At 41.6% G+C, this 12,872-nt stretch carries 12 protein-coding genes; all 12 read left to right on the top strand.

The window, feature by feature from the left end:
- The first annotated feature begins 120 nt into the window (after nt 1–120).
- The 12 genes from ACIQCE_RS01470 to truB all read left to right on the top strand — a co-directional run bounded on the left by ACIQCE_RS01470 (nt 121) and on the right by truB (nt 12,867).
- Nucleotides 121–1,968: a glycoside hydrolase family 9 protein gene (locus ACIQCE_RS01470; protein WP_400493300.1), complete on the top strand. Its 1,848-nt coding sequence runs from the start codon at nt 121–123 to the stop codon at nt 1,966–1,968.
- A gap of 36 nt (nt 1,969–2,004) precedes the next feature.
- Nucleotides 2,005–4,110 carry a glycoside hydrolase family 48 protein gene (locus ACIQCE_RS01465; RefSeq protein WP_400493299.1) on the top strand — a complete coding sequence of 702 codons (2,106 nt, stop codon included), beginning with the start codon at nt 2,005–2,007 and terminating at the stop codon, nt 4,108–4,110.
- 127 nt (nt 4,111–4,237) lie between these two features.
- On the top strand, nt 4,238–5,473 hold the full coding sequence (locus ACIQCE_RS01460; protein WP_400493298.1) for an endo-1,4-beta-xylanase: 1,236 nt from the start codon (nt 4,238–4,240) through the stop codon (nt 5,471–5,473).
- Nucleotides 5,474–5,494: 21 nt separating this feature from the next.
- The gene (locus ACIQCE_RS01455; RefSeq protein ID WP_400493297.1) at nt 5,495–6,628 is read left to right on the top strand and encodes a glycoside hydrolase 5 family protein; all 1,134 of its coding nucleotides are present in this window, start codon (nt 5,495–5,497) and stop codon (nt 6,626–6,628) included.
- A 240-nt stretch (nt 6,629–6,868) separates the two neighbouring features.
- A complete protein-coding gene (rimP, locus tag ACIQCE_RS01450; RefSeq protein ID WP_353855721.1) occupies nt 6,869–7,342 on the top strand; it encodes a ribosome maturation factor RimP in 474 nt (157 codons plus the stop codon).
- Between the two features lie 33 nt (nt 7,343–7,375).
- Complete coding sequence (gene nusA, locus ACIQCE_RS01445) at nt 7,376–8,491, top strand: transcription termination factor NusA (RefSeq protein ID WP_353855720.1); 1,116 nt, start codon at nt 7,376–7,378, stop codon at nt 8,489–8,491.
- A 15-nt stretch (nt 8,492–8,506) separates the two neighbouring features.
- Nucleotides 8,507–8,797, top strand: coding sequence for an RNase P modulator RnpM (gene rnpM / locus ACIQCE_RS01440; protein ID WP_353855719.1), 291 nt, complete (start codon nt 8,507–8,509; stop codon nt 8,795–8,797).
- The gene (locus ACIQCE_RS01435) at nt 8,784–9,086 is read left to right on the top strand and encodes a YlxQ family RNA-binding protein (protein WP_400493296.1); all 303 of its coding nucleotides are present in this window, start codon (nt 8,784–8,786) and stop codon (nt 9,084–9,086) included. The genes rnpM and ACIQCE_RS01435 overlap by 14 nt, the downstream gene beginning before the upstream one ends.
- Before the next feature lie 19 nt (nt 9,087–9,105).
- Nucleotides 9,106–11,226, top strand: coding sequence for a translation initiation factor IF-2 (infB, locus tag ACIQCE_RS01430; protein WP_400493295.1), 2,121 nt, complete (start codon nt 9,106–9,108; stop codon nt 11,224–11,226).
- Nucleotides 11,223–11,501 (top strand): DUF503 domain-containing protein, encoded by a 279-nt coding sequence (locus ACIQCE_RS01425; RefSeq protein WP_008354445.1) that lies wholly within the window; start codon nt 11,223–11,225, stop codon nt 11,499–11,501. The genes infB and ACIQCE_RS01425 overlap by 4 nt, the downstream gene beginning before the upstream one ends.
- Nucleotides 11,502–11,518: 17 nt before the next feature.
- Nucleotides 11,519–11,869: a 30S ribosome-binding factor RbfA gene (gene rbfA, locus ACIQCE_RS01420; RefSeq protein WP_353855716.1), complete on the top strand. Its 351-nt coding sequence runs from the start codon at nt 11,519–11,521 to the stop codon at nt 11,867–11,869.
- A 68-nt stretch (nt 11,870–11,937) separates the two neighbouring features.
- Nucleotides 11,938–12,867: a tRNA pseudouridine(55) synthase TruB gene (gene truB / locus ACIQCE_RS01415; protein WP_400493294.1), complete on the top strand. Its 930-nt coding sequence runs from the start codon at nt 11,938–11,940 to the stop codon at nt 12,865–12,867.
- Nucleotides 12,868–12,872: the final 5 nt, after the last annotated feature.

Below are 12,872 nucleotides of genomic sequence, written 5' to 3'. Positions count from 1 at the left end.
ATGCCTATTTTTGGTTTTCTTTGAAAACCATTACAAGCAGGCCATTAATGTTAGATAAAAGGGGGTGATGCTTATTTTGATCAGCGTTTAACTAAAAATGAGAGGTGAGGATAAAGACAAATGTCGTCTTACAACTATGTAGAAGTTCTGCAAAAATCAATTTTGTTTTATGAAGCACAGCGATCTGGGAAACTTCCAGAAAGCAATCGTCTCAATTGGCGAGGAGATTCTGGATTAGATGATGGAAAGGATGTCGGTCATGATTTAACAGGAGGCTGGTATGATGCCGGTGATCATGTGAAGTTTGGGCTTCCGATGGCATACTCTGCAACAGTGCTGGCATGGACAGTGTATGAGTATCGAGAAGCCTATGAACAGGCAGAGCTGCTTGATGACATCTTAGACCAAATCAAATGGGCAACTGATTATTTTCTAAAAGCACATACAGCTCCGAACGAATTCTGGGCGCAAGTAGGTGATGGGCACGTCGATCATAGCTGGTGGGGACCGGCTGAAGTAATGCCAATGAGTCGACCAGCTTTTAAAATTGACGAGAATTGTCCGGGAACAGAAGTAGCAGCACAAACCGCCGCAGCATTAGCGGCAGGTTCTATCATTTTTAAACAGACTGATTCGTCATACGCAGCAGAGCTTCTTAAACATGCCAAACAGCTTTATGCATTTGCTGATCAGTATCGCGGCAAGTATACAGATTGTGTGACAAATGCACAATCTTTTTACAACTCTTGGAGCGGCTACATTGATGAACTCATTTGGGGCGGTATATGGCTGTATTTGGCGACAAATGATCAGTCATATTTAGATCAAGCACTAAAGGCAGTAGACGAATGGCCAAAGGATTGGGATTATACGTTTACCATGTCATGGGATAACACCTTTTTTGCTTCACAAATCTTACTCGCAAGAATTACGAAAGAGCAAAGATTTATTGAATCGACTGAGCGTAATCTAGATTACTGGTCAACGGGTCTTGTGCGAAACGGAACAACAGAAAGAATTACGTATACTCCTGGCGGGCTTGCATGGCTTGAACAATGGGGATCGCTTCGCTATGCTGCAAATGCCGCATTTCTTGCCTTTGTGTATGCTGATTGGATAACTGATCAAGAAAAAAAAGATCAATATCGGTCGTTTGCCATCAGGCAAACTCATTACATGCTAGGAGACAATCCACAAAAAAGGAGCTATGTTGTTGGTTTTGGGCAAAATCCACCTGTTCATCCCCATCACCGAACTGCACATGGCTCGTGGTCCAATCAGCTGACAAATCCTTCAAAACACAGACACACGTTGTACGGAGCACTTGTTGGAGGCCCAGATGTGCAAGATCAATATGTGGATGACATCTCTGACTATGTGTCAAACGAGGTGGCGACTGACTATAATGCCGCCTTTACTGGAAATATAGCGAAAATGGTGCAGTTATTTGGGAAGGGGCAATCAAAGTTACCAAACTTCCCACCCCAAGAGCCGGCAGAGGATGAGTTTTATGTAGAGGCAGCGGTGGTGAGGAATGATACAACTGCGACCGAGATCAAAGCCATTCTATACAATCGCTCGGGCTGGCCGGCAAGAAGTAGTAAGGCACTCTCTTTTAGATATTACGTCAATCTTAGCGAGGTTTTTGCTAAAGGGTACACCGAGAAACATATTCAGATCACAGCATCCTACAATGAAGGCGCTTCCTTATCTCCGTTAACGGTGTATGACGCATCATCTCATATTTATTTTACAGAAATCGATTTCACAGGCGTCGTCCTTTTTCCTGGAGGCGAGTCTGAGCATAAAAAGGAAGTACAATTTCGATTATCGGTTCCAAATGATGCAAATGTATGGGATGCCTCAAATGATTATTCCTTTCAAGGATTAACATCCAACATACAAAAAACAACGAAAATTCCTGTCTTTGACCGTGGTGTGATAGTGTTTGGCTCGCTTCCGAGCTGAGAAAAAATTCTAAATAAGTGTTGGAGGATAAGATAAATGACAAACAAAGAACGATTTTTAACGCTTTATCAGCAATTGAAAAATGAGGCAAATGGGTATTTTTCACCAGAGGGGATTCCATATCACTCAATTGAAACGTTAATGTGTGAGGCACCTGATTACGGGCATATGACCACCTCTGAAGCATATAGTTATTGGCTATGGCTTGAAGCTTTATATGGACATTACACAGGGGATTGGAGCAAATTAGAAGATGCGTGGGATAATATGGAGAAATTTATCATTCCAGTGAATGAAGATGGAAATGACGAACAGCCTCATATCAGCTCTTACAATCCTTCTAGTCCTGCAACATATGCTTCAGAGTATCCTTATCCGGATCAATACCCTAGTCAACTGAGCGGTGCTCGTTCCGCTGGTCAAGATCCGTTGGATGCTGAGCTTAAACAAACGTACGGTAAGAATGAAACGTATTTAATGCATTGGCTCCTTGATGTAGACAATTGGTATGAGTATGGAAATTTACTCAATCCATCCCACACTGCCACATATGTAAACACGTTTCAGCGTGGTCCGCAGGAATCTGTATGGGAGGCAATCCCTCATCCATCGCAAGATGATCAATCGTTTGGCAAACCAAATGAAGGTTTTATGAGTTTGTTTACAAAAGAAAATCAAGCACCAGCTCCTCAGTGGCGCTATACAAATGCAACAGACGCTGATGCACGCGCTGTTCAAGTGATGTATTGGGCGAAGGAGCTAGGTTACAATCGTTCAGCTTATCTCAATAAAGCGAAAAAAATGGGTGATTTTCTCCGTTATGGCATGTACGATAAATACTTTCAAGCAATCGGAAGTGCAAAGCAGGGGAATCCATCGCCTGGAAATGGAAAGAGTGCCTGTCACTACTTAATGGCATGGTATACCGCATGGGGCGGAGGACTTGGAGAGTATGCGAATTGGGCATGGCGCATCGGTGCAAGTCATTGCCACCAAGGTTATCAAAACCCAGTCGCAGCTTATGCTTTATCAACAGATCAAGGAGGCTTAAAACCAGCATCTGCTACTGGCGCAAGCGATTGGGAAAAATCATTAAAGAGACAGCTTGAATTTTATGTATGGCTTCAATCAAGGGAAGGAGCCATTGCAGGAGGCGCGACCAATAGCTGGAATGGAGACTATAGTGCTTATCCTGCAGGAAGAAGCACATTTTACGACATGGCCTATGAAGAGGCACCTGTTTATCTAGATCCCCCATCTAATAATTGGTTTGGGATGCAAGTGTGGCCGATGGAGCGCGTAGCAGAATTGTATTACATTTTAGCAAAAGATGGAGACAAAACGTCTGAAAATTTCCAAATGGCCAAATCTTCAATTTCTAAATGGATCAATTATTCATTAGATTACATTTTTATCAATAAACGCCCTAATACAGATCAAGAGGGTTATTTTTTGGATGCTGAGGGGCAAAGAATTTTAGGGGGAACGAATGTTGCAGTTGCTACAACGAGTGCGCCAGGGGAATTTTGGGTTCCTGGAAATATAGAATGGAGCGGGCAGCCTGACACTTGGAATGGTTTCCAGTCTGCAACAGGCAATCCAAATCTAACGGCTGTAACAAAAGATCCTAGTCAAGATACAGGAGTGCTTGGGAGTTTGATTAAAGCTCTCACATTCTTTGCTGCTGGTACAAAGGAAGAGACAGGAAGCTATACAACCCTTGGCACTAAAGCAAAAGATGTAGCCGCACAACTCCTTGAGGTTGCGTGGAATTACAACGATGGTATTGGCATTGTCACACCAGAAGAAAGAGAAGATTATCATCGTTTCTTTAAGAAAGAAGTGTATTTTCCAAATGGATGGAGCGGAACATTTGGTCAAGGGAATCAAATCCCAGGAACAAACACCCGTCCGTCTGATCCGCAGCGTGGAGGCAATGGAGTCTATGCGAGTTTTGCAGATATTCGTCCAAAAATTAAGCAAGATCCAGCTTGGTCTGCACTCCAGAGCAAGTATCAATCATCATTCAATGAATCAACGGAAAAATGGGAAAATGGAACCCCTGTTTTCACCTACCATCGCTTCTGGTCGCAGGTCGATATGGCAACAGCCTATGCAGAGTATCACCGGTTGATCAGCTAGTAGATGAAGAATTAAGCTGCCGGCTTTTCTTGCCGGCAGTCTTAAAATAATGTTAAAGAACGTTGCCGCTTTTACTTTGAATGTTTCCTAAAACTAAAATCGAAATGAAAGTGACGGTGATTTCATCATGGTAAAAGAGAGAAGTTTTATTCACCATCAATTGAATTTTGAAAAGGTAAGCTCACTCAATCAAGGGAATCAAAGCTGGAGAAGCGAGGCGGATGATCGGATCTTACGACATAGACAAAGAGAGCTTGTTGTAAACGTAACAAATGGTGAAAAAAAGCCATTAGCAGGCGTAGAGGTTGAAATAAAACAAATTCGACATGAGTTTGCTTTTGGATCAGCGATGAATGATCAAGTGTTATTTAATCAAACCTATGCGGATTTTTTTGTCCAGCATTTTAATTGGGCTGTCTTTGAAAATGAGGCGAAATGGTATGCAAATGAGCCAGAAAGAGGAAAAATCACTTACGAAAAGGCAGATGCAATGCTTAGCTTTGCTGAAAGGCACAACCTGCCTGTTAGAGGGCATGCTCTGTTTTGGGAAGTAGAAGATGCTAATCCTAGCTGGCTTAGATCATTGCCGAATAACGAAGTGTATGAAGCAACAAAGAGGCGGCTTGAGCATGCGGCCAATCATTTTAAAGGAAAGTTTCGTCACTGGGATGTGAACAACGAAATGATGCATGGTTCGTTTTTTAAAGACCGCTTTGGGAAAAATATTTGGAAGTGGATGTTTGAAGAAACGAAAAAAATTGACCCTCAAGCGCTGCTGTTTGTGAATGATTATAATGTGATCTCATATGGCGAGCATCATGCTTATAAAGCGCATATCAATGAACTTCGTCAGTTAGGAGCACCAGTTGAGGCAATTGGTGTGCAAGGTCATTTTGGTGAGATGGTGGATCCGGTTGTTGTAAAAGAGAGACTAGATGTGCTTGCTGAGCTCGGTCTCCCCATTTGGGTCACAGAATATGATTCTGTTCACCCAGACGCCAATAGAAGAGCGGATAACTTAGAAGCTCTATATCGCGTCGCATTTAGCCATCCGGCAGTAAAAGGTGTGTTAATGTGGGGCTTTTGGGCAGGTGCTCACTGGCGAGGGGAAAACGCTGCAATCGTTAATTATGATTGGACTCTGAATGAGGCAGGAATGCGTTATGAAAGACTTCTGAATGAGTGGACGACACAAAGAGTTGAAAAAACAGATGGTACTGGTAAAGTCATATGTCCAGCATTTCACGGGACATATGAGATTCGAATTCTCCAAGAAAGTCAGCTATTAAAGCACAAGACGATTGAACTTGACTCAAGTGAAAAAACACCGCTTCAATTAGATTTGATCGTACCTACAGAATGATAGATTGTGAGGAGAGTTTGAATGAAAAGATGGTTTAAAATGGTGCAGTGTTTCTTACTGGTACTTGCAGTGTGGACTGTTTGTCTTCCTGTCACCGTAAAGGCGGCTTCTTCGTTTGTCCAAACTTCCGGTACACAATTCGTTTTGAACAATCAACCATTTTACTTTGCCGGCACAAACAACTATTATTTCCATTACAAATCAAAAAAGATGGTAGATGCTGTTTTTGATGATATGAAAGCAATGAATCTAAAAGTCATTCGTATTTGGGGTTTTCATGACGGTACACCTCAGGAGAATTCAGTCTTGCAATCTAGTCCAGGGGTTTATGAAGAATCTGGCTTTCGCAAACTGGATTATGCGATTCATAAAGCAGGACAGGAAGGAATAAAGCTTGTCATTCCGCTTGTCAACAACTGGGATGATTTTGGCGGAATGAATCAATATGTCAAGTGGTTTCAGGCAGGCACACATGATAACTTTTATACAGATGATCAAATCAAGCAAGCCTATAAAAATTATGTCCGCTATGTATTAGAGAGAACCAATACGTATACAGGTGTTCAATATAAAAATGATCCTGCCATTATGACATGGGAGCTTGCCAATGAGCCCCGAGTGCAGTCTGATCCTACAGGCGATATATTAGTAAACTGGGCAAATGAAATGAGCTCATTTATCAATTCAATTGATCGACATCATCTCGTGGCAGTAGGAGATGAAGGTTTCTTTCACATTGAAGGACATGAAGATTGGTTTTATCGGGGAGGAGAAGGCGTTGACTGGGATCGTCTGACCGCCCTTCCGAATATTGATTATGGAACCTATCACTTGTACCCGGATCATTGGAACAAATCAGCCGCTTGGGGAGTGAAATGGATTGAAGAGCATATCACTCGGGGGAAGGCGATAGGAAAACCTGTGGTGTTAGAAGAGTTTGGCTATCAAAATCAGTCAGATCGTGATGAGGTATACCGAAGCTGGCTAGCGACCGTTGACCGACTCGGAGGTGCAGGCAGTCAATTCTGGCTTTTAACAAGCATTCAAGATGATGACACGCTCTATCCGGATTATGACGGATTCCGAATCATAAAGCAGAGTTCAACGGCGTCACTTATCAGTGAACATGCAAAAAGAATGAACGAAAAGAACTGATGACGAATGCTCGTTTATAAGGAACTTCATTTGCATAAAAAAAATGGATATGGTATAGTTTTTATGGAAATGCTAACGATTACCGAGACAAGAGTGGGGAAACCCGCTCTTTTGTATTGATCAGGCAATTTTTGTCTCGACATTATTCATCCGTTTTCTGCTCCCCCTGCTCACATAAAGCAGGGTTTTTATGCAGAATGATTGATAAGAGCGTTTATCGAAAGCACAAGGAGGAAGAGAATGAGCAAAAAAGTAGTGGAGATCGTAAGCGAAATGGTGCAGCCAATTTTAGATGGCTTACAGCTTGAACTCGTTGATACTGAATTTGTCAAAGAGGGTCAAAACTGGTTCCTTCGCGTATTTATTGACTCTGACAAAGGCGTCGATATCGAAGAGTGTGCCAAAGTGAGCGAAGCCTTGAGCGAAAAGCTTGATGAGGCAGATCCGATTAGCCAAAACTACTTTCTTGAAGTGTCCTCTCCTGGAGCGGAGCGCCCATTAAAGAAAAAAGCTGATTTTGAAAAAGCACTTAGAAAAAATGTTTTCATTAAAACATACGAACCAATTGATGGTGAAAAAGCATTTGAAGGTGAGCTTACAAGCTTTGATGGTGAGATGGCAACAGTGACAGTGAAGATCAAGACAAGAAAGAAAGAGATCAATATTCCATACGAAAAAATTGCTAACGCGAGATTAGCAGTTTCGTTCAATTAACCTTTTAATTAATATAAGGGGGAAACCATAAAAATGAGTAGTGAGTTGTTAGATGCCCTGACTGTTCTAGAGAAAGAGAAGGGTATTAGTAAAGAAATTATTATTGAAGCGATTGAAGCTGCACTCATTTCTGCATACAAACGTAACTTTAATCAAGCGCAAAACGTTCGCGTTGATTTGAACCGTGAAACTGGAACAATCCGCGTATTTGCAAGAAAAGATGTTGTAGATGAAGTGTATGATTCTCGCCTTGAAATCTCTGTAGATGATGCAGTCAGCATCAATCCGAATTACATGGTGGGGGACGTCGTTGAAATTGAAGTCACGCCAAAAGATTTTGGGCGCATTGCAGCTCAGACAGCGAAGCAAGTTGTCACGCAGCGAGTAAGAGAAGCGGAGCGCGGTGTGATTTACACAGAGTTCATTGATCGTGAGGAAGACATTATGACGGGAATCGTTCAGCGAATTGACAGTAAATTTATTTACGTGTCACTTGGCAAAATCGAAGCCCTTCTTCCTGTCAATGAACAAATGCCAAATGAAGACTACAAACCACATGACCGCATCAAAGTGTTCATCACAAAAGTAGAGAAAACGACAAAAGGACCACAAATTTATGTGTCTAGAACACATCCAGGTCTGTTAAAGCGCTTATTTGAAATTGAAGTGCCAGAAATTTATGATGGTACTGTAGAACTTAAATCGGTGGCTAGAGAAGCTGGAGATCGTTCTAAAATCTCTGTTCGTACAGATGATCCTGATATCGATCCAGTCGGTTCTTGTGTTGGACCAAAAGGTCAGCGTGTACAAGCAATTGTCAATGAACTAAAAGGCGAAAAAATCGACATTGTTCATTGGTCAAATGATCCAGTTGAATTTGTTGCCAATGCCCTAAGTCCATCAAAAGTGCTTGATGTCATTGTCAATGAAGAAGATAAGTCCACTACAGTGATTGTACCAGACTATCAGCTATCATTAGCGATTGGAAAAAGAGGTCAGAATGCGCGTCTGGCAGCGAAGCTGACTAGCTGGAAGATTGATATTAAAAGCGAAACAGATGCAAGAGAACTCGGTATTTTTCCAAGAACTGAGGACTCTGAATCTCTTTTCTTAGAAGCTGAACCACAAGCTGAGGAATCTGACGAATAAGAGGTGATATAAAAGGTGAAAAGCCGAAAAAAAATCCCGCTTAGAAAATGCGTCGTGACGGGAGAAATGAAACCTAAGAAAGAGCTAATCCGCATTGTCCGTTCTAAAGAAGGAGAAGTGTCTGTCGACGAAACCGGAAAAAAGAACGGTCGCGGAGCTTACCTATCTCTCGATAAAGAAATTATTCTTGCGGCAAAGAATAAACGCAGTTTACAGCAGCAGTTTCAGACACAGATTGACGAACAAATATTTGAAGAATTACTAGAACTAGCTGAAAAGGGAAAAAATCCAAATGACAGAATCTAAATGGTATCCTTTGCTTGGTCTAGCAAATCGAGCTCGTAAAGTCGTGTCAGGAGAAGATCTAGTGATCAAAGAAATTAGACATGCGCGTGCAAAGCTGGTTCTTCTTGCAGCAGATGCCTCTCGTAATACAGAGAAAAAGGTATTTGACAAATGCAAATTTTATAATGTTCCGGTTAGAAAAGTTGAAGACCGTTCCGTACTTGGACGTTCTATTGGGAAGGAAGCTCGCGTAGTTGTCGCTGTCACTGACCAAGGCTTCGCAAAGAAGCTCATAAGCTTGCTCGATTAATTTATTTGGGGGTGAACAAATGGCTAAAGTAAGAGTATACGAATATGCAAAAGCCATAAATGTTTCAAGTAAAGATATTATAGCAGCGCTTAAAGATATGAACGTGGAAGTGAACAATCATATGGCGACGCTAGAAGAAGACACTGTGAAAAAGCTAGACGCCATATATAAAAAAGCCAAAGCAAAAGAGGCAGCTAACGAGAAACCAGCAGAACAAAAAAAACAATCATCTAACAAAAACAATGATAGAAAGAAGAATGACGTGCAGAATAATCAATTTAATAAAAACAAAAAAAACAACAATCAAAACAAAAATAAAAATAAACGCGGCGGTAACCACAAAGCGCAGCATCAGCAAGCTAAATCAGTGAAGCCTAAAAAAGAGCTTCCTGAAAAAATTGAATTTACAAATTCAATGACAGTTGGCCAGCTTGCAGACGAACTTGGAAAAGAATCAGCTGAAATCATAAAAAAACTCATGATGCTTGGCGTTATGGCGACAATAAACCAAGAGCTGGATAAAGATACAGTTGAATTAATCGCTTCTGAATATGGTGTTCCAGTTGAGGAAGTGATCATTTTAGAAGAAACTGAACTAGAAAAGTATGAAGTTGAAGATAAAGAAGAAGATATGCAAGTACGCCCTCCAGTTGTCACAATCATGGGTCACGTTGACCATGGGAAAACAACCCTTCTTGACAGTATTCGTAAAACGAAGGTTGTTGAAGGTGAAGCTGGTGGAATCACACAGCATATCGGTGCATACCAAATTGAAGAAAATGGCAAGAAAATCACGTTCCTTGATACACCTGGACACGCAGCATTCACAACAATGCGTGCACGTGGTGCTGAAGTAACAGATACGACAATTCTTGTTGTTGCAGCAGATGACGGTGTAATGCCACAAACAATTGAAGCCATTAACCATGCGAAAGCGGCTGAAGTTCCAATTATCGTCGCTGTCAATAAAATTGACAAACCAACAGCAAACCCTGACCGTGTGATGCAGGAACTGACTGAACATGGACTTGTACCAGAAGCATGGGGCGGGGAAACCATTTTCGTGCCGCTATCTGCTAAAACAGGTGAAGGAATCGACGAATTGATCGAAATGATCCTTCTTGTCAGCGAAGTAGCAGAGCTGAAAGCCAATCCAAATCGTCCGGCAAAAGGTACTGTGATCGAGGCAGAGCTTGATAAAGGTAGAGGATCTGTCGCCACCCTTCTTGTTCAAACAGGTACACTTCATGTAGGTGACCCAATTGTTGTCGGTAATACATTCGGCCGTGTCCGTGCAATGGTGAACGACGTTGGACGCCGCGTGAAATCAGCAGGACCATCAACTCCTGTTGAGATTACTGGCTTAAACGATGTACCAAATGCAGGGGATCAGTTCCTTGTATTTAAAGACGAAAAAACAGCTCGTCAAGTGGGAGAAGCGCGTGCATCAAAACAACTCGATGAACAGCGTTCAGACAAAGCGAAATTGTCTCTAGATGACCTATTTGAGCAAATCAAACAAGGTGAAGTAAAAGATATCAACTTAATCGTGAAAGCAGACGTACAAGGTTCTGCTGAAGCATTGACTGCGGCCCTTCAAAAAATTGAAGTAGAAGGCGTGAAAGTGAAAATCATCCATACGGGTGTTGGTGCAATTACAGAATCAGATATCATCTTAGCAAGTGCATCGAATGCGATTGTCATCGGATTTAATGTCCGTCCTGACGGAAACGCAAAGAGCACAGCTGAAGCAGAAAATGTGGATATCCGCTTGCACCGCATTATCTATAATGTCATCGACGAAATTGAAGCGGCCATGAAAGGAATGCTTGATCCTGAATATGAAGAAAAAGTCATCGGTCAAGTTGAAGTTCGTCAAATATTCAAAGTATCTAAAATTGGTACAATTGCCGGAGGTTATGTAACCGAGGGAACGATTACAAGAGATAGTGGTATCCGTTTAATCCGTGACGGCGTCGTGATCTTTGAAGGTGAAGTAGACGTATTAAAACGATTCAAAGACGATGTGAAAGAAGTTTCACAAGGGTATGAATGTGGTATTACTATTAAGAAATACAATGATATCCGTGAAGGCGATATTATGGAATCATTCGTTATGCAAGAAATTGAAAGAAAATGATCGGTTATACCGAATGTGAGTGCATGATCTATGATGCATCCTCACTGAAGGAAAAGCGTGCGGTTCTTCAGCGTATTTTGACAAGAACGCGCCATAAATTCAATGTGACCATTGCTGAAATGGACTATCAGGATACATGGCAGCGTACATCAATTGGAATCGCCGTTATTTCCTCATCTCGGGTTCAAGTGGAAAAAGAACTTCAACGTGTATTGAGTTTTATTGATTCTTTTCCTGAAATTGAACGAACGATCACGAAAATTGAGTGGTTTTAATTAGAGGTGATAAGATCATGAGTATGAGAGCAACCCGTGTAGGTGAACAGATGAAGAAGGAATTAGGAGACATCATCGGCAGAAAGCTAAAAGATCCGAGAATCGGCTTTTTGACCGTAACAGATGTTGAAGTATCCGGTGATTTACAAATTGCTAAAGTCTATATTTCTGTTCTTGGCGATGAGAAGAAAAGAGAGGAGACCTTAAAGGGTCTCGCAAAGGCTAAAGGCTATATCCGCTCTGAAATTGGTAATCGCATTAGACTTAGAAAAACTCCAGAACTTCACTTTGAGTTCGATGAATCGGTTGATTACGGTAATCGAATTGAAAGCCTCATTGCAGAACTAAACGCAAAAGATCACGAATAAGACGTTGAAATAAGGATAGACGAAGACCGTCTGTCCTTTTTCATCGTTTACGAAAGGAGAGAACGCAGATGTTAAATGGTGTTCTTTTATTACATAAAGAAAAAGGGATGACCTCTCATGATTGTGTGTTTAAAGTGAGGAAAATGTTAAACACAAAAAAAGTAGGGCATACAGGAACCCTTGACCCCGAAGTATCCGGTGTTTTGCCAATGTGTATTGGCAGAGCGACTAAAATTGTCGAATACTTAACCGATAAAACAAAAACGTATGATGCGGAAATCACCATTGGCTTTTCTACGACCACGGAAGATCAGACAGGGGAAGTAGTAGATAAAAAAGAGGTGCAAAAACCAATCTCAGAAGATGAAATTGATGCAGCCTTAAAACAGTTTGAAGGAACTATTGAACAGATTCCTCCCATGTTTTCCGCTGTGAAAATTGGCGGGAAAAAGCTATATGAATATGCGAGAGAAGGCATAGAAATTGAGCGCCCAAGCCGCAAGATTACCATCTATCGTATAAAACGGACAACACCAGTTACATTTGAAGAGGGCAAAGTCACTTTTAGATTCACGGTTCTTTGCTCAAAAGGGACTTACGTAAGAACGTTAGCAGTTGATATAGGGAAAAAGCTTGGCTATCCAGCCCATATGTCACAACTTATTCGTACAGGGGCAGGTGACTTTACACTAAATGAGTGCATGACCCTCGAGGAGCTGAGTGCTGTCAAGGAGCAAGGAAATGTAGAGGAGTATCTTGTTCCAATTGAACGTGCGCTCAATCATTTGCCGAAATGGGAGATAAGTGATACATTAGCAAGTAAAGTGGAAAACGGTGCAGTCCTGCCAATGCCTGATGAGTTTGCTCATTTTGCAGAGGAGGATCGTGTCGCTGTATTTACTTCTTCTGGTCGTTGTATCGCGATTTATATGAAGCATCCGACCAAACTGGAGCTGATGAAGCCGGCGAAAATCTTATCTCAGGACAAGCAATCTTAAAGAAA

Origin of the sequence: Bacillus sp. NPDC093026 (assembly GCF_044754665.1) — a bacterium.
GTDB lineage: Bacteria > Bacillota > Bacilli > Bacillales > Bacillaceae > Bacillus > Bacillus maqinnsis.
The sequence above is the reverse complement of the archived record's forward strand: the minus strand, read 5'-3'. Positions and strand labels throughout refer to the sequence as shown.